The organism is Microbispora sp. KK1-11 (assembly GCF_006874435.1).
GTDB classification, from domain to species: domain Bacteria; phylum Actinomycetota; class Actinomycetes; order Streptosporangiales; family Streptosporangiaceae; genus Microbispora; species Microbispora catharanthi.
Genome location: NZ_VIRJ01000006.1, coordinates 79782 through 101711, shown reverse-complemented (window position 1 = coordinate 101711; position 21930 = coordinate 79782). Strand labels below are relative to the sequence as shown.

Annotated in this window: 17 protein-coding genes, 1 other RNA gene and 1 pseudogene; 8 read left to right on the top strand and 11 right to left on the bottom strand. The window is 70.0% G+C overall.

The window, feature by feature from the left end; all coding sequences use genetic code 11:
* The first annotated feature begins 14 nt into the window (after positions 1-14).
* Positions 15-1217, top strand: a complete 1203-nt coding sequence (locus tag FLW16_RS11385) for an erythromycin esterase family protein (RefSeq protein WP_142559968.1) — start codon at positions 15-17, stop codon at positions 1215-1217.
* Here FLW16_RS11385 and FLW16_RS11380 read toward each other — a convergent pair.
* Positions 1214-1396 (bottom strand): annotated as a pseudogene (locus tag FLW16_RS11380) (ATP-binding protein); the annotation flags it as partial. The gene FLW16_RS11385 and the pseudogene FLW16_RS11380 overlap by 4 nt on opposite strands.
* Positions 1397-1583: 187 nt before the next feature.
* Between FLW16_RS11380 and rnpB the strand changes: the two are divergent.
* From rnpB to FLW16_RS11365, 3 genes are all read left to right on the top strand, one after another.
* An RNA gene (rnpB, locus tag FLW16_RS11375) (RNase P RNA component class A) lies at positions 1584-1976 on the top strand.
* Positions 1977-2211: 235 nt separating this feature from the next.
* Entirely contained in the window at positions 2212-2952 is a 741-nt protein-coding gene (locus FLW16_RS11370) for a VOC family protein (protein ID WP_260615168.1), read from the top strand.
* A gap of 106 nt (positions 2953-3058) precedes the next feature.
* Positions 3059-3619, top strand: coding sequence for a TOPRIM nucleotidyl transferase/hydrolase domain-containing protein (locus FLW16_RS11365; protein WP_142559967.1), 561 nt, complete (start codon positions 3059-3061; stop codon positions 3617-3619).
* A 61-nt stretch (positions 3620-3680) separates the two neighbouring features.
* Here FLW16_RS11365 and FLW16_RS43590 read toward each other — a convergent pair whose 3' ends face one another.
* A complete protein-coding gene (locus FLW16_RS43590) occupies positions 3681-3845 on the bottom strand; it encodes a hypothetical protein (RefSeq protein WP_185949366.1) in 165 nt (54 codons plus the stop codon).
* A 793-nt stretch (positions 3846-4638) separates the two neighbouring features.
* Between FLW16_RS43590 and FLW16_RS11360 the strand changes: the two genes are divergently transcribed.
* A complete protein-coding gene (locus tag FLW16_RS11360; RefSeq protein ID WP_142559966.1) occupies positions 4639-5436 on the top strand; it encodes a cell wall metabolism sensor histidine kinase WalK in 798 nt (265 codons plus the stop codon).
* A 125-nt stretch (positions 5437-5561) separates the two neighbouring features.
* On the opposite strand, the gene FLW16_RS11355 is transcribed toward FLW16_RS11360, so the two are convergent.
* From FLW16_RS11355 to FLW16_RS11335, 5 genes are all read right to left on the bottom strand, one after another.
* Entirely contained in the window at positions 5562-6749 is a 1188-nt protein-coding gene (locus FLW16_RS11355; protein ID WP_142559965.1) for a hypothetical protein, read from the bottom strand.
* Positions 6750-6775: 26 nt separating this feature from the next.
* Entirely contained in the window at positions 6776-7927 is a 1152-nt protein-coding gene (locus FLW16_RS11350; RefSeq protein WP_142559964.1) for a VWA domain-containing protein, read from the bottom strand.
* Positions 7924-8334 (bottom strand): hypothetical protein, encoded by a 411-nt coding sequence (locus tag FLW16_RS11345; protein ID WP_142559963.1) that lies wholly within the window; start codon positions 8332-8334, stop codon positions 7924-7926. Before FLW16_RS11345 ends, FLW16_RS11350 begins: the two co-directional genes overlap by 4 nt.
* Before the next feature lie 118 nt (positions 8335-8452).
* Complete coding sequence (locus tag FLW16_RS11340) at positions 8453-9403, bottom strand: LysR family transcriptional regulator (protein WP_142559962.1); 951 nt, start codon at positions 9401-9403, stop codon at positions 8453-8455.
* Positions 9404-9573: 170 nt separating this feature from the next.
* Positions 9574-10149, bottom strand: a complete 576-nt coding sequence (locus FLW16_RS11335) for a TetR family transcriptional regulator (protein ID WP_142559961.1) — start codon at positions 10147-10149, stop codon at positions 9574-9576.
* 84 nt (positions 10150-10233) lie between these two features.
* Here FLW16_RS11335 and FLW16_RS11330 point away from each other — a divergent pair, with 84 nt between their 5' ends.
* On the top strand, positions 10234-11091 hold the full coding sequence (locus FLW16_RS11330) for an SDR family oxidoreductase (RefSeq protein ID WP_142559960.1): 858 nt from the start codon (positions 10234-10236) through the stop codon (positions 11089-11091).
* Between the two features lie 30 nt (positions 11092-11121).
* On the opposite strand, the gene FLW16_RS11325 is transcribed toward FLW16_RS11330, so the two are convergent.
* A complete protein-coding gene (locus FLW16_RS11325; protein WP_142559959.1) occupies positions 11122-11862 on the bottom strand; it encodes a hypothetical protein in 741 nt (246 codons plus the stop codon).
* Positions 11863-11918: 56 nt separating this feature from the next.
* Positions 11919-12932 carry a multicopper oxidase domain-containing protein gene (locus FLW16_RS11320; RefSeq protein ID WP_142559958.1) on the bottom strand — a complete coding sequence of 338 codons (1014 nt, stop codon included), beginning with the start codon at positions 12930-12932 and terminating at the stop codon, positions 11919-11921.
* A gap of 825 nt (positions 12933-13757) precedes the next feature.
* Between FLW16_RS11320 and FLW16_RS11315 the strand changes: the two genes are divergently transcribed.
* Together FLW16_RS11315 and FLW16_RS11310 are read left to right on the top strand one after the other, a co-directional pair.
* On the top strand, positions 13758-17813 hold the full coding sequence (locus tag FLW16_RS11315) for a ThuA domain-containing protein (protein WP_142559957.1): 4056 nt from the start codon (positions 13758-13760) through the stop codon (positions 17811-17813).
* A gap of 169 nt (positions 17814-17982) precedes the next feature.
* Positions 17983-20694, top strand: coding sequence for an OmpL47-type beta-barrel domain-containing protein (locus FLW16_RS11310; protein ID WP_221891021.1), 2712 nt, complete (start codon positions 17983-17985; stop codon positions 20692-20694).
* A 73-nt stretch (positions 20695-20767) separates the two neighbouring features.
* Here FLW16_RS11310 and FLW16_RS11305 read toward each other — a convergent pair whose 3' ends face one another.
* Entirely contained in the window at positions 20768-21052 is a 285-nt protein-coding gene (locus FLW16_RS11305; RefSeq protein ID WP_142559955.1) for a YiaA/YiaB family inner membrane protein, read from the bottom strand.
* Between the two features lie 77 nt (positions 21053-21129).
* Positions 21130-21918 (bottom strand): F0F1 ATP synthase subunit A, encoded by a 789-nt coding sequence (atpB, locus tag FLW16_RS11300; protein ID WP_142559954.1) that lies wholly within the window; start codon positions 21916-21918, stop codon positions 21130-21132.
* Positions 21919-21930: the final 12 nt, after the last annotated feature.

The window sequence follows — 21930 nt, the reverse complement described above, 5'->3', positions numbered from 1 at the left end:
ATACCGTTGAAGGTATGGATTCCGGCATCGTGAAGACCGCTTATCCCGTCGACGCCGCCTCCGTCATGAGGCTGCTCCCGGCCCGGCCGCGGGTGCTCGCCCTGGGCGAGCCCACCCACGGCGACAACGAACTGCTGGACCTGCGCAACGAGCTGTTCCGGCAGCTCGTCGAGCAGGAGGGCTACCGGACGATCGCGCTCGAGAGCGACTGCCTGATGGGCCTGGTCGTGGACGACTACGTCACCTCCGGCACGGGCACCCTCGACGAGGTCATGGAGCGCGGCATCAGCCACGGGTGGGGTGCGTTTTCGGCCAACCACGAGCTCGTGCGCTGGATGCGCGCGTACAACGAGGGCCGGCCCGCGGCCGAGCGGCTCCGCTTCGCCGGCGTCGACGGCCCGCTGGAGATCAGCCACGCCGCGAGCCCCCGGCAGGCCCTCACCGCTCTCCACGGCTACCTCGCGGCCCGGGTGGACGCGAACCTGCTCCCCTGCGATGCGGAGACGCTCGACCACCTGCTCGGCGCCGACGACCGCTGGGCCGATCCCGCCACGATGATGGACCCGTCCCGATCTGTGGGGAGGTCGGCCGAGGCCGGAGAACTGCGGCTGCTCGCCGACGATCTCGTGGCGCTGCTCGACGCGGAGACGCCGCGCCTGCTCGCGACGTCCACACCGGACGAGTGGGACCGGGCGCGCCTGTACGGACGCGCCGCCACCGGCCTGCTGCGCTACCACCACTGGATGGCCGACACGTCACCGGGCCGCATGCCGCGGCTGCTGGGCCTGCGGAGTTCGATGATCGCCGCCAACCTCCTCGCCGTCGCCGAGCGGGGCCCGGCGCTGGTCCATGCCCACAACGCGCATTTCCAGCGGGACAAGAGCACGATGCGGCTGGGCGGCATGCCGTTCGAGTGGTGGAGCTCTGGGGCGATCGCGAGCGCCCACCTGGGTGAGGGATACGCCTTCCTGGCCACGGCTGTCGGCACGATCCGGCACCAGGGAGTGGACGCACCGCCCCCGGACACGCTCGAAGGGCTCCTGTACACGCTCCCCGAGGACCGCCACGTCGTCGACGCCCGCCACCTGGCCGCCGCCCTGGGCGACGCGCGGCCCGCCCCCCGCGAGTCCCCCTGGTTCGGCTACGCCGCGCTGGACCCGGCCCACCTCGCCGCGTACGACGGGATCGTGTTCGTCAAGGACGTCACGCGGAGCTAGGGAGTGTCCGGCCCGGTCCGGCCGTGCGACGGGAGTCCCTCGCGGGGCAGGACGACGCGGAAGGCGGCCCCGGCGCCGGGCCGTGTCCGCAGCTCCACCCTGCCTCCGTGCGCGGTGACGATCGACCGGACGATGGCCAGCCCCAGCCCGGCGCCTCCGGCACCGCCGCGGCTGCGTGAGCAGGCTCGCCCACCGGTCTGCGTGACCCCTGAGAGGATCTGTGCGGTTCCTGTGAGCGGGTCGCTTCCGACCTGCGCCGGTCTCTTCTCGCGGTCCCGCGGGCGGGAGAACTCAGAGAGTCTTCACATGATCCCCGGCCGGTCCGGGGAATGACGCGGAAGCCGCTAGGCTTACATTCACGGTGGACGAGCCGGCCGGGCGGCCGCGTCAGGGCCTCACGGCCCTGCCGAGGAAGGTCCGGGCTCCACAGGGCAGGGTGGTCGGTAACGCCGACCCGGGGTGACCCGCGGGACAGTGCCACAGAAAACAGACCGCCCCCTTCGCGGGGGTAAGGGTGAAACGGTGGTGTAAGAGACCACCAGCGCCCACGGTGACGTGGGCGGCTCGGTAAACCCCACCCGGAGCAAGGTCAAGAAGGGACGTTCTCCGGAACGTCCCGCGCGCGACGTTCGAGGGCTGCCCGCCCGAGCCGCGCGGGTAGACCGCTTGAGGCCGCCGGCAACGGCGGTCCTAGATGGATGGCCGCCGGTCAGCCCTCAGGGCTGATCACAGAACCCGGCCTACAGGCCGGCTCGTTCACCTTCCGCCCCTCTGAGCTTTGTGCTCGGGCTTCCGCACCCGTACGAGCCCGCTCGGAGGCCGGCCGTCGTAGCCCAGCCGGCCCATCGGCTCGTCATGTCGATGCCGCGAGCTCCCTTCCACGCTTGCCGGCAAGCCTGCCGAAATTGGTTCGCGTGGCGGGCATCCGAGCGCCTAGCGTTGATTCCCCCATGGGCGCGGAGGACGTGCCCTGTCTGCGGTTTTGTATCCCCGAATGGAGGTGCGGAGCGGAATGACATGTCACCTCGTCGCGCTCTGCTTCGACGCGCACGACCCGCTCCGTCTCGCGCGCTTCTGGGCGGCCGTCCTCGGCTGGGAGATGACCGACGATCCCCAGGACGGCCTCACGCTCCTGCCAAGCGATGACACCGGGTTCCGGATCCGGTTTCTTCCAAGTAAGGAGCAGAAGACCGGCCAGAACCAGATGCACTTCGATCTGACCAGCACGTCCCTTGAGGACCAGCAGCAGACGGTGGCGAGGGCGCTCGGGCTCGGTGCCCGGCACATCGACGTCGGTCAACGCCCGGAGGAGGATCACGTCGTGCTCGCCGACCCCGAGGGCAACGAGTTCTGCGTCATCGGGCCGGACAACCAATTCCTCGCCGACTGCGGATTCATCGGAGCGCTGGCGTGCGACGGTTCGCAGGAAGTCGGGTACTTCTGGAGCAAAGCGCTGGGCTGGCCGTTGGTCTGGGATCAGGACCAGGAGACCGCGATTCGCTCGCCGCACGGCGGTCCGAAAATCACTTGGGGCGGCCCACCACTGATGCCGAAGACCGGGAAGGAGCGGTTGCATTTCGACCTCGCTCCACCCGCCGACGGTGATCAGCAAGCGGAGGTCGACCGTCTCGTCTCCCTCGGAGCGACCCGCATCGACATCGGTCAGGGCGAGGTCGGCTGGGTGGTCATGGCCGATCCCGACGGCCACGAGTTCTGTGTGCTGACCCCGCGATAGCGACGACGCGGCGCTCGGGTCCAGACCCTTGCTCCCGTCAATCGTGACTGCCGCCTATGCGAAAAACGGGTACGAACCTCGCCGGATTCGGTGCGAGGCTGAGCCCGTGAACCATACCCACACCGTGGTCCTGGTCGAGGGGATCAGCGATGCGTCGGCCATCAAGGCGTTGGCCGAGCGCCGCGGCCGAAACCTGGCGGCCGAAGGCATCTCCGTTGTGGCGATGGGCGGTGCCACGAACATCGGGGCGTACAGCGGCGAGTTCGGCCCTCACGGTCGCGATCTCCGGCTGGCCGGTCTGTGTGACGCGGGCGAAGAAGGCGCCTTCCGGAGGGGGCTCGAGCGGGCCGGCCTTGGATCCGATCTCACCAGACGCGATCTGGAGGCGCTCGGCTTCTTCGTGTGCGTGGCCGATCTGGAAGACGAGCTGATCCGCGCCCTCGGCACCGCCACGGTTGAACGCGTCGTAGACGCCGAGGGCGAGCTCGGCTCGTTTCGCACCCTCCAGAAGCAACCCACATGGCGCGGGCGCAGCACCCACGACCAGTTGCGCCGGTTCATGGGAGCAGGCAGCGGCCGCAAGATCCGCTACGCACGCCCGCTCGTGGCGGCACTGGAGCTCGATCGCGTGCCCCGGCCGCTGGACGGGCTGCTGGCGCACCTCTAAGGCTGCTCGTGTCAGGGAGTTCGAACGCGTCGTTCCTGTCAGCCGATCTGACCGTGTACGGCTAGCCCGGCAAAAATACGGGCGCCTCGCCCCACAGCGCACGCCACATCAGCGCCAGCGCCAAGAAAACGCCCGCTCCGATCGCGGCGCCCAATAAGAGGGTCACCACGACCAGCTTCACCAGCGCATACGGAGAGCGCCGAATTGGGCGCCGGGGAAGCGTCATGGCAATAATCCTTCGTCACCGGTCCCGGCCGGTCAATCCTGTTTCGGCAGTGGCCCGGGAGGCACATGGCTTCGCGGGACGCCGGAGCGACGGAACAAACGGAGGCGTTGTCGCCGGTCGATTGTGGTTCCGAGCAGATCAGCGCAGGCGGCGAGCATATGAGCAGGAACGAGACGGCCGGGCCTCAAGAGGGCCTCACCGGGTGGTGCGGCTCAAGCGGCCGCCCGCTCCCGGGCTCCAGGACGGTCACCTGCCCGCCCCAGAGCGCCCGGCCGGTCGTCGGGGCGGACATGCGAGGGATCGATGCAGGTCACCGTGCGCAGGCCATCATCGTGTTCGGGGCTGAAGCGCTCCGCCAAGGGTCATCCGCGATCACCCCGAGCGCGATGGCGGGCCCGCAAGGCGGCGACTCACGGTCTCGTCCGGCACGCGGCGTTCTCCGGCGGTGAGGCTCCCGCGCCGCGATGCCATGGACAGCTCCACACGAGCGAGGCCGAATGCCGGCGAGGTCCATATTCCGAGGACACGCGCCGGGCTACCAGTTCTACGGGTTTAACGATCGGCGCTTTTCGAGAGCTCACAGGAACCACTTCCGCTACTGATGTCTTCCGTCGCCGGACATGTCGGAACCGCATCCGGCCATTCTTCTGCCGACCGCGGGCCCACCGACCTTGCGGACGGCATCGTGAGCCGGGTGCGCGGAGTCGCCGGCTGGTTGCGCACGTTTGAGCGCGAAGGAAAACACGTGTATTTCGAGCGGAAAACAAGGCGTATGTGCTCATTTTAGGTCTCCATGGGAATCATCCCGGACGGGTCGGGGCATCTCGGAGACGTGACATCGCTCCGCCACCTCCGTGAATGTCTCGGCGAACTCGACGAGCTGGAGCGCAGCATCAAGCACGGCATCGACAGCATGTGCGGCAAGCTGTATCGGGCCATCGACTGGCAGCGGCGATTCGAGGCCGACGTGTCGCACGAACTGCGCACCCCGATCGCGGGGCTGCGGGCACAGCTGGAGGAGGCCCGGCTGCATCCCGGCGAGATCGACATAGACGACCTCCTCGAACGGGCGCTCAACGACGTGGAACGGCTGCACGCGCTGGTCGACGACCTCCACCTGCTGGCCCAGCTTCAGGCCGCCGCGCAGCCGGCCGAGCCGGCCCTGGTGGACCTCGGCGATCTCGTGCAGAGCGAGCTGGCCCGGCGCACCGACAGGCTCGACGTGAAGGTGCAGGCCGTTCCCGGGGTTCTGGTGCGCGGTCTGGAGGCGCGGCTCCGGCGAATGCTGTCCGAACTGCTCGACAACGCGCAGCGGCACGCCAAGACGGTTGTCATCGTCCAGGTCCGGCGTACGGCTCGTGCGGCGGAGCTCGTCGTGGCCGACGACGGCGACGGAATCGGGAAGGAGGATCGGGAACGCATCTTCGATCGCTTCACACGCCTCGACGCCGCCCGCTCCCGCGACCGCGGCGGGACCGGCCTCGGCCTGGCCATCGTGCGCAACATCGCGTACGGCCACGAGGGCGAGGTGCACGTGGAACGGTCATCGGCCGGCGGTGCGGCCTTCGTCGTCCGGCTCCCACTGGCCTGACCGGTCGTCCTCGCCAATGCCCTGCCCGGCATCGCGAAGGCCGCCGACAGGCTCAAGGGCAGTGCCGAGCCCGCGCTGGTCCGGGGGAGGCGAAGCCGGGCTTCGGCGGCCCGGCTCAGAGGGCCTCAGCCGGGCGGAGCGTCCACCGAGCCGTCGGCATAGGTGATCCGCGGCATCGGCGGCGGCGACGCGCCGGTGAGCATCGCGCAGGTGACCATGCCGACCCCGCCCCCCGCCGGATCCTCCGTGGCCACGCAGGCCACCCGGGACGTGGCGGGGGTCTTCGCGGAGGTGTCGACCGGCTTGGAAACGCGCTCGCCGTCCATGGTCACGGTGCAGGTCCGCGATCTCGGTCCCTCGTCACAGCCGTACCAGTAGGGGGTGTTCATCGGCCGGTAGTGGGGATTGTTCTGGGCCCGCATCGGATTGGGGTCCGGGCCGTGGATCGTGGCGGTGAGCCGGATCCGCTGCCCCTCGGCCAACGTGAACCGGCACTGCCGTCCGTCCGTGGAGGTCTCGTTGGTCTCCGCGGCGCAGCTCACCGGAGCGCCCGACACCTTCACACCCCACCCGGTGAGCATCAGGACGGAGAAGTCATACTGCTTCCCGTCCTTGCTCGGCTCGGAGGCCGGGGTGTCATCCGGGACCGTCACGTGGCTGGCACCGTCCGGACCGGGAACGGTCACCTTGTGCAGCAGCGTGGTGAGATCGTCGGCCGACGTGGCGAACCGGGGTTCGGGTGCTCCGATGGCGGCGGCCAGCTGCCTCAGGCCGCCCTGCCGTTTCTTGGGCACCTGGTAGCCGACGAACCGGAACTCCAGGGTCAGCCCGGCGGCGGCGATCCTGTCCTGAATGGTTTTCCGCAGTGCGCCCTGGTCCTTGACACATGCGTCCTCGCCGTGGCCGGTCACCACGACGATCCGGTTGACCTTCTTGCCGCGGAACGGATACAGGCCGGAGAAGTCGTCGATCGCCGCGAGGACGCCGTCCCCCAGGGTCGCCGCGCCGGACGGGGTGAGGGTGCGCGCCGCGGTGGCGATCCGGTCGCCCTGGCCCCGGCCGGCGGGCACGACCTCAGCCGTGGTGCCGGTGGTGCCGCACGTGCCGCCGAACCGGCGCACCGAGAGCGCGTCGCCGTCTCCGGAGTTGCGGGCCGCCGAGCCCACGGCGGCGGCGATCGCGCCGAACCGGCCGGCCGGACCGGCCGAGGCGTCCACCAGGAACGTGGTGCGGTAGTCGGGAACCAGCACGAACCAGACGTAGGCGCCGGCGCCGGCGACCACAACGGCGACGGTGAGCAGCACCGCCACCACGCGACGGCCCCTCCTGCGCGGCCCCGTCACCGCGGGGCCTTCGGCAGAGTGAGCCGGAGCGCGGCGAGTGCCCTGTTCATGGCGTCCACCTCGTGGTTGTAGCGGTCGGCGATCGCGGTGTAGTCCGTGGGCGCGACGGCCCTCGACCGGGCGGCGTCGAGCAGGTCCCTGGCGGCGGGGACCAGCTCCTTCTGCAGGTCACGCAGGCCGACGGCCCTGCGGTGGATGTCCCGGGTGGCAGGGGTCCTCGCCCGGTCGGCGAGCACCGTGAGCTGCGCGTCGGCGTCGCCCGTCCCGGCCCGGTCGAGCTCGCGCTCGGCCACGTCGAGCCGGCCGGCGCCGATCGCCTTCACCGCCGCGTCGACCCGCTTCGCGGTGGGGTCGAGGATGCGGATCACCTCGTAGGCGTTCGTCCGCACCGGTTCGGTGTTGGTGAGCCAGTCGAGGGCCGTCCGCAGCTGCTGCGGGGTCTCGGTGAAGACCGGCTCCGGCGCGCCGGCGGCCGAGGCGATCCGGCTGAGCCGGTCCCGCTGGTCCTCCGGCACCCGGTAGCCGACCAGCCGGAACTGGATTTTCAGCCCGGCCGAGGCGATCCGCTGCCGGATCTCGTCCTCGGCGTACTCGGCGTCGCAGGCGTCCACGCCGTGCCGGGTGACGACGACGACCCGGTTGACCTGGGTGGCGCGCAGCGGCCAGAACCCGGAGAAGTCGCCGGCCGCCTCGACGATGCCCTTCACCAGCGTCGGCCTGCCGCCCGCAGGCGCCCGGCCCGCCGCGTCGGCGATCCGGCTCCGGTTGCCGGTGCCGAAGTCCACCAGCCGCGTGGTGTTGCCGTCCCGGCCGCACTCGCCGCCGAAGCTGCGCAGGCCCAGCGCGTCGTCGTCTCCGGAGTTGGCCACGGCGGTCCGCAGCGCCCCGGCGATGTCGGTGGCGTCCGCGCTGGCGTCGATGAGGAACTGGGTCTTGTACGCGGGGGACAGGGCCGGGATCAGCCAGTGCACCGTGGCCCAGCCGCCGCCGGCGATGAGGGCGGCCGCGGCGACGGCGAGGACCAGGGGCGTGAAGTCGACGGCCAGATGGATGATCAGGTCGCGGCCGGCCTGGAGGATCCAGCCCAGGCCGAAAACGCGCGCCTCCTGCCGCACCTCGTCAGGGCCGGTGTCCGTCTCCTGGCTCACCCCCGGCTGATCCGGATGTCGCGGCCCGCCTGGTTCACCGAGCCGATGCCGGAGACCGTGGCGTTCTGGTCGACGGTGATCCCCCGTCCGGCCGGGGGCAGCAGCGGGGTGAGCTCCTCGTCCACGATCCGGCGCAGCTCCCGGGCGGCCTCGGGGTCGGCGGCCGCCAGCCGGCGCAGGCGTTGCCGCCACTCCACCACCAGGGCCTCTTCGGCCTGCTCGTCTCCCGCCTCCCGGGCGGCCAGCAGTTCCGTACGGGCCTCATCGAGGTCGGCCTCGACCGCCGGCGCCTGCTCCGGGCGGGCGCGCCGCCACAGCGCGACGACGGCCCTGCGGCCGTCCTGCCACCCCTCGGTCGCCAGCACGCTTACCAACGCGGAGGCCGCGGCCAGCGCGAGCGCATCCATTGCACTCCCCCCAGACGAGTGTGATCGACGGGCCTTTCGAGCCCCGGCTCATGAGCAAGGATCGGCCGGGGGTGATGGCGAAGTCGAAGACGGGCTGCCTATGGGGTATAGGCGAGGGCTATGCCCGCAGCTCGCCGCCCAGCTCGGAGGAGGCGGGCACCCTACCCGGGGCGGAACGGGCCAGCCCGCGGACGGTGCGGGCCGCGAGCGAGCAGAACGCCTCGGCGAGTCCGCCCCGGTCCTCGCGCCGGCGGGCCGCGACGACCGTCGCCGGCGGCAGGCCGGTGAGCTCGATCATCCGCAGGCCCGTCGGCAGCGCGGTGTCCCTGAAGTTGTACGGGCCCGGGCACACCACCCGGTTCAGGCGCACGCTGAGCAGCAGTTCCTCGGGGGTGGCGCCGGGCGCGCCGCGGTGTCGGGGCGGCTCGTCGTTGCGCTGCTCGTCCATGGTCCACCAGCGCACCATGCGGGTCGGGACCTCGGCGTGCACCAGGGCGAAGGCCTGGCCGAGCACGTCCGTGAAGTGGACGGCGTCCATGTCCCACAGGTCGTGCCCGGCGGACACGGCGAGCCCGCGCGGTTCGGTGAGCACCGGCTCCCAGACGAGGTGTTCCTGGTCCACCGGCATGAACATCAGCGCCACGTCGATCTCGCTGTCGATCAGCGGCCGGTCGAAGTCGACCAGGCTGAGTTGCCGGGGGCTCACCTTCACCTCCGGGTAGGCGTCGGCGAACGCGGTGAGCACGGTGAGGTGGATCCCACGCGGCATCGGCAGCGCCACGCCCACCCGCAGCGTGCCCTCCCGCAGGCCGGCCACGTATCTGGCGGTCGAGGCCGCCTCGTCCACGGCGTGCAGCACGCCGCGGATCCGCTCGTAGAAGGCGGCCCCGGCGGGGGTGAGCCGGGCCCCGGACGGGTCGCGGACCAGCAGTGGGGTGCCCACCTGGCGTTCCAGGTCCCGGATCTGCTGGCTGAGCGTCGGCTGCGACACGTGCAGGCGGGCGGCGGCCCGGGTGAAGCCGCCGCACTCGGCGACCGCCACGAAGTACCGGAAATGGCGCAGTTCCATGTGTCCGTCCCCGTGGCCGCTTGTCGGGAGGAGGTACGCGATGTCGACGCTCATCCGGATGTCGTGGCGACGTGCCGCGGCGTTACAAAGAGTCGCTGACCGATCCTGGAACGGAGTCGTACGGCTCTGCGATGCCGGTGGTTCCGCCTCCCTGGGGCGGCGCCGTCCGATCAGGGGCCGGTCCTGGCGGCGGCGATCGCCGCCACGGCGTCGGCAATCTGGGTCCGCAGCGTGGCGGGGTCGGCGGCCAGTCCGGGGCTGAGCCTCGGGCCGAAGGGGCTCGCCGCCGACCAGGCGGTGGCGAGCGCCAGGATGGCCGTCAGCAGGAATTCCGGCGCGAAGCGCGCCCCGTCCGCTTCCCGCGCCGCCTCCATGGCCGACACCTTCGCGCTCTGCGCCGCGTTGCGCAGGGCGACCTCGCCGGTCTCCTGCTCCAGGCCCGCCCATGCCATGAGCCGCATCAGGCCGGGATGGGCCATCGCGAAGTCGAAGACCCGCGCCGCATACCCGGGCAGGTCGTCCGGCGTGAACGGCAACTCGTCGTAGACCCGTCGCAGGTTCTGCTCCAGGACGGTGGCGAACAGGGTCTCCTTGCTCTGGAAGTAGATGTAGAGCAGGTTCTTGTTGCAGCCGGCCGCCTTGGCGATGCGGTCGACGCGCGCCCCGGCGATGCCGTGAGCGGCGAACTCATCCCGCGCCGCTTCGAGGATGCGTGCCTTGGTCGCCTCAGCGTTACCCGTTGCCACGGCGCCATCCTAGCGTTAACTAACCGGTTAGATCAGGAGCGTATGCTAACTAACGAGTTAGCTAGCCCCAGAAGGGATTCGACGATGGACGCACGCACATGGCTGATCACCGGAGTGAGCAGCGGCTTCGGCCGGGAGATGACGGAACGGCTCCTCCGGCGCGGCGACCGCGTCGCCGGGACGGTCCGGCGGATGGAGGCGATGGACGACCTGAAGGCGGAGTACGGCGACCGGCTGTGGCTCGCCCACCTCGACCTGACCGACGGCCCCGCGATCCGGGAGGTCGTGGACCGGGCGTTCGCCGACCTCGGCAGGATCGACGTGGTCGTCAACAACGCCGGGTACGGTCTGTTCGGCGCGGCCGAGGAGCTCACCGACGAGCAGATCGTCCACCAGATCGACACGAACCTGCTCGGCTCGATCCGGGTGGTCCGCGCCGCGCTGCCGCACCTGCGCCGCCAGGGCGGCGGCCGCCTCATCCAGCTCTCCACGTACGGCGGTCAGGCCACTAACGCGGGCGCGTCCCTGTATCACGCGAGCAAGTGGGGCATCGAGGGGTTCATGGAGTCGACGGCCAAGGACGTCGCCCCGTTCGGCATCGGCGTGACCATCGTCGAGCCGGGCAGCGTCCGCACGCGGTTCCGCGACGGGAGCTCAAGGCTCGCCACGCCGATGAGCGCCTACGACGACAGCCCGGCCGCGCTTACCCGAGGCATCCGCAACCCGGCGCTGCCGTCCCTCGGCGACCTCGCGAAGACGGCCGCGGCGATTGCCGGCTGTGCGGACCTGGACCCCGCGCCCGTACGGGTCGCCCTGGGCAGCGACTCCTACACCCACATCCACCGGGCACTCACCGAACGGCTCGCGGAACTGGAGGCGCGACGGGAACTCGCCTTCTCCACCGACTCCACCGACGTCGGCGCAGAGGCCGCGCGCCGCTGAATCGCGCGTACGCGAAGGGCCGTCATCGGCTCAGGAGAACCGCTCGACGGTCACGGGGACCGGCCCCGCGTGGCGCATCGCCGTCGTCAACCGCCGCAGCAGCGGCCCGAGGGCCTGGCCCGACGCGGTCCCCAGATGGGCCGTGAGGTCGAGGCAGCAGGCGACACCGGGCCCGATCCGGCGTACCTGCCAGGTGAAGACGTCCGGGTCCGTGCGTAGTTCGCCCGAGCCGATGACCCGGGTCCGCGGGTCATCGGCCTCCCCGGCGAGCGTCACCACGTCCGCGAGGCGGGGAAGGCGCGGCTCACCGGCGAACAGGAGGCGGTAGACCCGCGTGTCGTGGAACCCGTCGGGGACCCGGGGCGGGCCGAGACGCAGGGGAGGCGCGTCCGGCAGAGGCTGGTGGTCGCGGAACAGAGCCCGCAGCCGCGTCTCGCCGGGCAGTTCGCCCCCGCCGAGATCGCGGTACGCGGCCTCGGCATCGAGGCGGCTCACCGCGCGGGCCCGGGCGCGCAGGGCGGGATCCTCACGCATCGCACGCCCGAAAGCCGCGGAGCTCCACCAGACGCCGTCGGCCGCGGTCCACCCGGCGGTGTCCAGGCCGACGGTCCTGAAGTCGCCGGTGAGCGCGAACTCCTCGACGACGATTCCCTCGGCCGGGGCTTCGCCCGCGCCCGCCGTCGGCATGATCAGGTAGTAGTCGAGAGCCGCCTGCGATTCGGGCGCGGCGGTGACGACCGCCCGTTCACGCCCGCGTATGTCGCTGGTCATGGGCGCACCCTACTGACCTTCGCCGGTCCGTACCCCGGGCGGGATCAGTGCGGGGATCAGTGCGGCATGGTGCTCATGTCCGAGCCGGTGCCCATGCTCATGCCGCCCATGTCGTGGCCGGGGACGTTCCCGTTCTCGTCGGCCACCATGAACACTCCGGCCATCCCCATGTCCGAGTGGCTCTGGACGTGGCAGTGGTACATCCAGGCGCCGGGCCCGACGCGCTCCCCGGCGATCACCTGGAAGCCGAACGACTCGGCCGGTCCGGTGATCTTGGTGTCGATGATCCGGGTCTGGTCCTGCGGGTTGTCCAGCATGCCGGTGCGGTTGTCGGCCCACCTGTGGCCGTGCAGGTGCCACGTGTGGAAGAAGTCCCCGTGGGTGACCACGATGAACTCCACGCGCTCGCCGATCTTCGCCATGAAGTGCGGCGCCTCGCCGGCCTTGGCGTTGTTGATCGTCATGTCGTTGAAGAAGACGACGAACTGCTTGTCCGGCAGGATGTCGCCCTTCCGGCGGACCACCAGCGCGCCGTAGAGCCCTCTCTTGATGCCGCCGGTGCCGTGGTCGGTCCCGACGACGTGGTCGTGGTAGTGCCAGTAGCCGGCGCTGCCGGGCTCGATGGTGCCGCCCGGGCGGCGGCCCGGCGCGTGGGTACGCCAGACGTAGGTGCGCCGACCTCCCGGCTCCACCACGCTGTCGCTCATTCTCGTGCCGTCGCTGGTGATCTCGTAGTCCACGCCGTGTACGTGCAGGCTGGCGGTGACGTCGGTGTTGTTCACCAGCTCGATCTCGAGGGTCTCGCCCTCGACCATCTCGATGAGCGGACCGGGGATCGTGGCCTTGCCGGGCTCCAGGCCGTATCCCAGCAGATTGTTCGGCAGCTTCTCCGCATAGAGGGTCATGCGGCGGACGTCGCCTCTGTCGGGCTTGCCGGTGACCTTGTCGGACGGCGCCGCGCTGGCCTCGCCCGCCCCGACCAGCGGTGCGAACGCGGCGGCCGTCGCGGCCGTGGTGAAGGCGCGCCGGGAGAACAGGCCTCGCGTCGTACCCCTGCCTACCTCGGTCATGGTTCCCCATTCCGGTCATGACGCCTCACTGCCGTGAGGCGAACGGCAACTCTGTGACCGGCGTCGGCCCCGGCGAGGCTTTCGACGCCGTTGATGCAAGCTTTCGATGGAAGTAGGCGATAGTTCTGCCAAAAAGTCAAGAAGTCAGAGTGTAAGCAAGAGAACTTTGTCACAGGACTGGATGAAGTGTGGTGAGGCTGCTACGTTGAGCCCAAACCGCCCACTTGACGTCCCTGGACTGGCACAGTCCGATCCGTCTCCTGGGCATCACCAGGCCCTCGTCCACCCGCCCGCTCACGCAACCATCCGCGACTCTCCGAAAGGCTCAGCGGTGCTTCGGCGACACCCCCCACTGCCGACATCCGCCCCGCACGGCCCGCCCTCCCACGCTCCGGCGGACCTGTGGCTCGGACATGCCGGACCACGCCCCGGCGGTGCCACCGCCGGGCGTCGCCGGCATGGCGGCGCCCCGGCCTGAGACCGGGAAGACACACCCTCATTTCGGTCGCCGTCCCGACGGACGGCCGGCGACCGCTGCACGCGATCGATCCCCGGCGCCCGTGACGACGGGCTCCGCGTGATCACCCGCCGACAGCTCGACGAACGGCGATGCCGCACGCCTGCGACGGCCCGAACCGCCCTGACCGTGTCGCCACGTCCCCGCGTCACCGCGACGCCGGGTCAGGGACCCACCGGCAAGCGAGAGGAGAAGGAGACCGGCAAACCCTCCTGCCTTCCGGCATCTGCGTGCCCGGTCGCCGCCACGGCAGACCGAACGACCTCCGCACGGTGCTGATCCAACCCCCCGACCTGAAGGAGCGAACGATGGGTCGCAGAGACCTGCTCGTACACCCCCGGCCACCCGCCTGGCGCCGCGCCCTGATCACGGCGTCGAGCGCCGCTCTGACGCTGGGACTGGCGACGGTCCCCGCCGTGCAGGCGCAGGCCGCACCGGCCCTCCCCGCCGCGCAACTGCAGGCGCAGGCCAAGCCCAACCCTCCCGAACCAGACGCCGACAAGCCCGATAAGCCTGATAAGGGCGGCAATTCGGTCGGTGTGCTGGTGTTCCACGGACCCGCCAAGGAACAGAGCGACCCGGTCGAGAAGGCCGCGGACTCGATCAAGAATCTGGGCAAGGACAACGGCTTCTCCGTCGAGGTGTCCGAGGACCCGGCCGTCTTCACCTCCAGCAACCTGGCGCGCTATCGCGGCGTGGTGTTCCTGTCGGCCAAGGGCGTGACGCTGAACGCCGCCCAGGAGGCCGCCTTCCAGGCGTACATCCGGGACGGCGGCGGGTTCGTCGGCGTCCACGACGCCGTACGCGCGCAGCCCGACTCGTCCTGGTTCACCGAGCTGGTCGGCACCCGCCCCGCCGGCAGCCTGCCCCCGGCCGAGAAGGTCGTGGAGATCACGGCGAACGGGGACAACCCGCCGAACGAGAGCAAAGAGAAGCTGGTCGACGGGAACAACAACAGCAAGTGGCTGACGTTCAACCCGACCGGCTGGGTCTCGCTGAAGCTGGAGCAGCCGAAGGCGATCGCCCACTACGCGCTGACCTCGGCGAACGACTTCCCCGGCCGTGACCCGAAGGACTGGACGCTGCAGGGCTCCCAGGACGGCAAGAGCTGGACGGACCTGGACAAGCGGACCGGAGAGACCTTCCCCTCGCGGTTCCAGACCAAGGAATACAAGTTCACCAACACCACGGCGTACGCGTACTACCGGCTGAACATCACGGCGAACAGCGGTGAGCCCCTCATCCAGCTGGCCGAGCTGCGGCTGTTCGGTCCCGACGCCGGGCCTCCGCCGGACACCCTGGTGCAGAAGGCCACGGTGGACTTCACCGACCGCCAGCACCCGGCGAACAAGGGCCTGCCGTTCAACGCGACGCGGTCCGACAAGTGGATGAACTGGAGCCCGAGCCCCCAGGGCAAGGTCCAGACGGTCGCGCAGGTCGAGGAGTGGACCTACAAGGCGGGCCTGAACGGCAACGGAGCCTTCCACCCGATCTCGTGGTGCCGTGACTACGACGGCGGCCGGTCGTTCTACACCGGCATGGGCGGCACCGAGGAGAGCTACACCAAGGACGAGCAGTTCAAGAGCCACCTCGGCGGCGCGATCAAGTGGGCGGCCGGCCTGGTCCGCGGCGACTGTCAGGCGACCATCGCGTCGAACTACAAGACCGAGCGGCTGACCGCGCAGAACCAGTCGGGCCAGCTCGACCAGATCGGCGAGCCGCACGGCCTGACCGTCGCCCCCGACGGCAAGATCTTCTACGTCGGCAAGGCGGCCTGCCCCACCGGCCCGATCGCCGACTGGAACAACCCGAAGGTCGGCCTCGGCTGTGGCACGATCCACCAGTGGGACCCGAAGACCAAGCAGGTCAAGCTCCTCACCACCCTCGCCGTCATGGGCAACCGCGGCAGCGGCGACGAGCTGGTGAAGAACGAGGAGGGTCTCCTCGGCATCGTGCCCGACCCCAAGTTCCAGGAGAACGGCTGGCTGTACGTCTACTGGATGCCGCACGAGTCGATCGACAGGGACAAGCGGATCGGCAAGCGGACGATCTCGCGGTTCACCTACGACTCCGCGACCCAGACGATCGACCAGAAGACCCGCAAGGACCTGCTGCAGTGGGACACCCAGATCCACAGCTGCTGCCACGCGGGCGGCGGCATGGCCTTCGACAAGGAGGGGAACCTCTACGTCGGTTCCGGTGACAGCAACTCCTCCGGCGGATCGAGCGGTTACTCCGGGAACAACTGGACCCAGGACTACAAGGGCACCTCGTTCCAGGACGCCCGTCGCACCGCCGGCAACACCAACGACCTGAACGGCAAGATCATCCGTATCCACCCGGAGGCCGACGGGACCTACACGATCCCGAAGGGCAACCTGTTCACGGGTAAGGAAGAGGGCGGCGGCAAGGCCCGCCCGGAGATCTACGTGATGGGCGTTCGCAACATCGCGCGGCTCCAGTGGGACAACGTGAACGACTGGCTGACCGCCGGATGGGTCGGTCCGGACGCGGGCGGCCCGAGCGAGATCTGGGGTCCGGCGAAGTACGAGACCGCGACGATCCTCACGTCCGCGGGCAACCAGGGCTGGCCCTACTGCATGGGCAACAAGCAGCCCTACCGCGACCGCAGCAACGTCGACGCCAGCCAGCCGGCCGACTGGTACAACTGCGACAACCTGAAGAACACCTCGCCGCGCAACACCGGCCTGGTCGACATCCCGCCTGCTCGCGACAACATGATCTGGTACTCGCCGCAGGGCGGTGGCCCGGTCTACCCGAAGCGGACCGACGGCAGCGGCCTGCCGACCTACAAGCTGGGCGACGAGACCTTCACCGAGCCCTACCTCTCGGGCGGCGGCCAGGCGGTCATGTCCGGGCCGACCTACCACCGCTCCGAGGTCGACACCGACAGCGGCGTCGCGTGGCCGGCGTACTGGGACAACAAGTGGTTCATCGGTGACGAGTCCAACGCGAACAACCGGGTCGCCGTCACCGTCGACCCGAAGGGCGTCAAGGACGCGAAGCCGCCGGTCTTCGCCGAGGACCTGCGCTCCATCATCCAGCCCGGCGGCGGCGCCACCCAGCTGCAGTCGTGGATGGACGCCAAGTTCGGCAAGGACGGCGCCCTCTACATGCTGGACTACGCCGGTGGCTTCTTCAGCCTGCACCCCAACCAGAAGCTGATCCGCATCACCTACCAGGGGGGTCCGGCGACGCCGAACCCGAGCCTGGCCACGGTGCGGCCGGAGCGGCAGAGCACGCCGAAGACCGTGGTGTTCTCCCACACCAGGGCCGGCGGCGTGAAGTGGGAGTGGGACTTCGGTGACGGCAGCAAGCCGTCGACCGAGGCCGACCCGACGCACACCTACAAGGACTTCGGCACCTACAAGGCGAAGCTGAAGGTCACCTACGCCGACGGCGAGGTGGCGACCGGCGAGATCACCGTCGAGATCGGCTGCCCGGCGCCCGACGCCCGGCCGACGGTCCGGCTGCTGGACACCGACACCGGCGTGGCCAACCGCGTCGTCGCCGGCGGCTGCACGATCAACGACCTGATCGACGACGAGCGCATGTGGTCGAACCACGGCGAGTTCGTCAGCCACGTCAACGACCAGGTGAACGAGTTCCGCAAGGCCGGCGTCATCGACAACCGCGAGGCCACCACGCTGAGCAAGGCGGCGGCGCAGTCCGAGATCGGCAAGACGAACGGCTACGAGACCATCTTCGACGGGACCGCGCAGTCCCTGCAGGGGTGGTCGCAGGCTCCGACCGGCCAGTTCACCCTGCAGCAGGACGGCACCCTCCGCACCTCCGGCGGGATGGGCATGCTGTGGTACTCCGACAAGGCGTACGCCGACTTCTCGGTGCGGCTGCAGTTCCGTGACGTCGCGCCGGGCACGGCCCGTGCCAACACCGGCGTGTTCGTCCGGTTCCCCGACCCGCGGACCCCGCTGGACCAGCGTCCGGCCGGGAGCTGCGGCACGGTCGGATCGGCCCGTACGTCGCAGGCGTGGGTCGCGGTCTACTGCGGCCACGAGATCCAGATCTACGACGGCGACACGGGCGAGCCGCAGAAGACGGGCTCGATCTACAACTTCCAGCCGAACACCCTGGACAAGGCGGGGGCGACCCCGAAGGGCCAGTGGAACGACTACGAGGTCCGGGTGGTCGGGCAGCACTACACGATCATCCGCAACGGCGTCGTGATCAACGAGTTCGACAACACCCCGGGCAAGTCGTCGTCCCGCGCCGGCGACCCCGCCACGGACCTGCGTCAGTTCGTCAGCGGGTTCATCGGGCTGCAGAACCACAGCAACACCGACCTGGCGGAGTTCCGCAACATCCGGGTGCGGGAGCTCTGACCCGGTAGCCGGGCGGGGAGACCCGCCCGGCTACCCCCCCATGACCCTGGCGGGCGACGCCGTTCGCCCGCCCACATGCACGTTCTGTGAGGTGCGACCTCAGATGCAGTTACTGACAGGAAGGCCACGGAGGGCGCTACACGCCGTCTTGGCCATGGTGCTGTTGTGCGTGGCGCTTCCGGCACTGTGGCTGTCGCCGGCCAAGGCCGCCACGCCGGAGCCCGAGGCGCGGCAACAGGTCGGCCAGGCGGCGGCGCAGGTGCTCACCTGGACCGCCGACAACAGCATGACCGCGTACAAGGACGCGCCGACCACGGCCGTCGCGGGACCCACGACGATCGTCTTCGAAAACAGCATGGCGACCGGCAGCACGTTCGGGATGACGCACACGCTGACCTTCGACACGTCGACGCCCGGCTACAACCACGACGTCAACGTCAACATCATCGCGAGCCCGTACGACGCGGACGGCGGCCGGCACGAGGTGCAGGTGAACCTCACCCCCGGCAAATACCGCTTCTTCTGCGCGATCCCCGGCCACCAGATGGTGGGCGAGCTCGTGGTCACCCCCGGCGGCCCCACCGACACGACGGCGCCGCAGGTGTCCGCCAACGTGTCGGGCGAGAAGGACGCCGACGGCAACTACGTCGGTTCTGCGACGGTGACCGTCTCGGCGACCGACACCGAGTCGGGTGTGGACAGGGTGGAGTACGCGCTGGACAACGGGGCGTTCACCACCTACTCGGCTCCGGTGTCGGTGAACCAGGTGGGCTCCCACACCGTGCAGTACCGGGCGACCGACAAGGCGGGCAACACCTCGGCGGTGGCGTCGGTGTCGTTCAAGGTGGTCGCGCCGCCGGCCAAGGACACGACCGCGCCGCAGGTGTCGGCGCAGGTGTCCGGTGACAAGGACGCCGACGGCAACTACGTGGGTTCGGCCACGGTGGCCATCTCGGCGAGCGACAGCGAGTCGGGCGTGGACACGGTCGAGTACTCCCTCGACGGGCAGCCGTTCGCGCTTTATTCCAAGGCGCTGACGGTCGACCAGCCGGGGGCGCACCGGGTGAGCTACCGGGCGACCGACAAGGCGGGCAACACCTCGGCGGTGGCGTCGGTGACGTTCACCGTGGTGGTCCCGCCGGCCAAGGACACCACGGCTCCGCAGGTGTCGGCGCAGGTGGCCGGTGACAAGGACGCCGACGGCAACTACGTCGGTTCGGCCACCGTGACCGTTTCGGCGACCGACACCGAGTCGGGCGTCGACAAGGTCGAGTACGCGCTGGACGGCGCGGCGTTCACGGCCTACACGGCTCCGGTGTCGGTGAACACGGCCGGGTCGCACACGGTGCAATACCGGGCCACGGACAAGGCGGGCAACACTTCGGCGGTGGCGTCGGTGTCGTTCAAGGTGGTCGCGCCGCCGGCCAAGGACACGACGGCTCCGCAGGTGTCGGCGCAGGTGGCCGGTGACAAGGACGCCGACGGCAACTACGTGGGCTCCGCCACCGTCACGATCTCGGCGACCGACAGCGAGTCGGGCGTCGACAAGGTCGAGTACTCCCTCGACGGGCAGCCGTTCGGCCTGTACTCCGCGCCGGTGGCGGTGAAGCAGGCGGGCGCCCACACCGTGAGTTACCGGGCCACCGACAAGGCCGGGAACGCCTCCGACGTCGCGTCGGTGTCGTTCAAGGTCGTCGCGCCGGAGCAGAAGGACACCACGCCTCCGCTGGTGTCGGCGCAGGTGTCCGGTGACAAGGACGCCGACGGCAACTACGTGGGCTCCGCGACGGTGACCGTCTCGGCGAGTGACACCGAGTCCGGCGTGGACAGGGTGGAGTACGCGCTGGACAACGGGGCCTTCGCGACGTACTCGGCTCCGGTGTCGGTGAACACCGCCGGGTCGCACACCGTGCAGTATCGGGCCACGGACAAGGCCGGCAACGTCTCGCCGGCCGGGTCGGTGACCTTCAAGGTCGTGGCGCCGCCGGCGAAGGACACGACCGCGCCGCAGGTGTCGGCGCAGGTGACCGGTGACAAGGACACCAACGGCAACTACGTGGGCTCCGCCTCCGTCACGATCTCGGCGAGCGACAGCGAGTCGGGTGTCGACACGGTCGAGTACTCCCTCGACTCCCAGCCGTTCGCGGTCTACTCGAAGGCGCTGACGGTCGACCAGCCGGGTGCGCACCGGGTGAGCTACCGGGCCACGGACAAGGCGGGCAACACCTCGGCGGTGGCGTCGGTGACGTTCACGGTCGTGGTCCCGCCGGCCAAGGACACCACGGCCCCGCAGGTGTCGGCCGGCGTTTCCGGCACCAAGGACGCCGACGGCAACTACGTCGGTTCGGCCACCGTGACCGTTTCGGCGACCGACACCGAGTCGGGCGTCGACAAGGTCGAATACGCGCTCGACGGCGCGGCGTTCGCGACGTACTCGGCTCCGGTCTCGGTGAACAAGACCGGGTCGCACACGGTGCAATACCGGGCGACCGACAAGGCCGGCAACACCTCGCCGGTCGGGTCGGTGACCTTCAAGGTCGTCGCGCCGGAGCAGAAGGACACCACGGCTCCGCAGGTGTCGGCCCAGCTCGGCGGCAACATGGACTGGGCGTGGAACTACGTCGGCTCCGCCACGCTCACCATCTCGGCGACCGACACCGAGTCGGGCGTGGCCACAGTGGAGTACTCCCTGGACGGACAGCCGTTCGCGCTGTACTCCAAGCCGGTGGCGGTGGGCCAGCCGGGGGCGCACACCGTGAGCTACCGGGCCACCGACAAGGCAGGCAACACCTCCAACGTGGGAACGGCGAAGTTCAGCGTCGTCGGCGCCGGGCCGGGCTCTGACTGCACGAAGCCGGGCAAGGGCTGCAAGGACGGCTGAGTTCCTTCGGCCGCAGGCGGCCTCGGTCCGGCGACGGGCCGGGGCCGCCTCTTGGCGTCGAGCGGGCTCGCCCTCAGTCGGCACGGAAGGGGTCGTGCTCGGCGAGGAGCTTGTCGAGCCGGGCCTGGTCGACTCGGCTGACGACGGTCGCCTCCTCCTGCCGGTCCCGTACGCACTTGGCCAGGGTGAACGTCGAGGTCACCACGTACATCAGCCCGAGCGCGAGGAAGGAGCGCACCCAGGTCGTCACCGGGAGGTAGAGGATGCCGGCCGCCAGGCCCACGAGGGAGATCGCGAACGAGATGACGGCCTGGACGTAGAAGGCCGTCGTCGTCGAGGGTTTCACCGGTTTCGCCATGATGACATCGTCCGCGGCGTACGCCTGCAGGGCATGAGCGCCGATACTCAGTTACCGGTGAGTACGAACCCCCCGCTTCAGTGGTCCGGGTTCAGGGCGTTGCCGATGTACATGGCCGCCAGCATGGTGAACAGGAACGCCTGCAGGAACTGGATGAAGATCTCCAGCCCGGTCATCAGGACGGCCATGGCCACGCCGAGGAGGCCCACCGGGACCCCCGGCACCGTGGGGTGCTCGACGAGGAACCAGAATCCCACCGCGCTGAAGAACGCGAGCAGCAGGTGTCCCGCGAACATGTTCGCGAACAGCCGTACGGCATGCGTGAACGGCGCGAAGACGAACGTGTGCAGCAGTTCCAGGGGCGCGTAGAACACGAGGGCTAGCGGCTTCGGCAGGCCGGGCGGGAACATCAGGCCCTTGAGATATCCGCCCACCCCGTGGTGCCGGAAGCCGAGATAGAGCTTGATCACGTAAACGAGCAGGGCGAACACCACCGGGAAGGCGATGTGGGAGTTCACCGGAAACTGCACTCCCGGGATCACGCCGAACAGGTTCCACAGCAGGATCACCGAGAACAGGCTGAGCAGGAACGGCATCCACCTCTCGGCGTCCGCGCCGAGGAACGGCCGGGCCATCTGGTCGCGGACGAACAGGTAGCCGTACTCGCCGAGGTGCTGCAGGCCGCGCGGGACGAGCGACGGCCGCGCGAACGCCCCCCACGCGAGCGCGCACACCAGGATCACGCCGACCCCGGCCAGCACCACGGGCTTGGTCAGCCAGTCTGGCGCGCCGGGCCACAGTGGCGGAAAGTCGAACAGTTCGAGACCGGGAGCCCTGAAGTCGTCCCCGGCGAGGCTTGCGGGCATGGGGAATCCCCT

What these genes read in the sequence shown, in the direction of transcription:
- atpB (WP_142559954.1), bottom strand. Translation starts at nt 21,918, where the DNA reads ATGCCCGCAAGCCTCGCCGGGGACGACTTCAGGGCTCCCGGTCTCGAA.
- FLW16_RS11305 (WP_142559955.1), bottom strand. Translation starts at nt 21,052, where the DNA reads ATGGCGAAACCGGTGAAACCCTCGACGACGACGGCCTTCTACGTCCAG.
- FLW16_RS11345 (WP_142559963.1), bottom strand. Translation starts at nt 8,334, where the DNA reads ATGGATGCGCTCGCGCTGGCCGCGGCCTCCGCGTTGGTAAGCGTGCTG.
- FLW16_RS11360 (WP_142559966.1), top strand. Translation starts at nt 4,639, where the DNA reads ATGGGAATCATCCCGGACGGGTCGGGGCATCTCGGAGACGTGACATCG.
- FLW16_RS11320 (WP_142559958.1), bottom strand. Translation starts at nt 12,932, where the DNA reads ATGACCGAGGTAGGCAGGGGTACGACGCGAGGCCTGTTCTCCCGGCGC.
- FLW16_RS11330 (WP_142559960.1), top strand. Translation starts at nt 10,234, where the DNA reads ATGGACGCACGCACATGGCTGATCACCGGAGTGAGCAGCGGCTTCGGC.
- FLW16_RS11325 (WP_142559959.1), bottom strand. Translation starts at nt 11,862, where the DNA reads ATGACCAGCGACATACGCGGGCGTGAACGGGCGGTCGTCACCGCCGCG.
- FLW16_RS11385 (WP_142559968.1), top strand. Translation starts at nt 15, where the DNA reads ATGGATTCCGGCATCGTGAAGACCGCTTATCCCGTCGACGCCGCCTCC.
- FLW16_RS11340 (WP_142559962.1), bottom strand. Translation starts at nt 9,403, where the DNA reads ATGGAACTGCGCCATTTCCGGTACTTCGTGGCGGTCGCCGAGTGCGGC.
- FLW16_RS43590 (WP_185949366.1), bottom strand. Translation starts at nt 3,845, where the DNA reads ATGACGCTTCCCCGGCGCCCAATTCGGCGCTCTCCGTATGCGCTGGTG.
- FLW16_RS11370 (WP_260615168.1), top strand. Translation starts at nt 2,212, where the DNA reads ATGGAGGTGCGGAGCGGAATGACATGTCACCTCGTCGCGCTCTGCTTC.
- FLW16_RS11315 (WP_142559957.1), top strand. Translation starts at nt 13,758, where the DNA reads ATGGGTCGCAGAGACCTGCTCGTACACCCCCGGCCACCCGCCTGGCGC.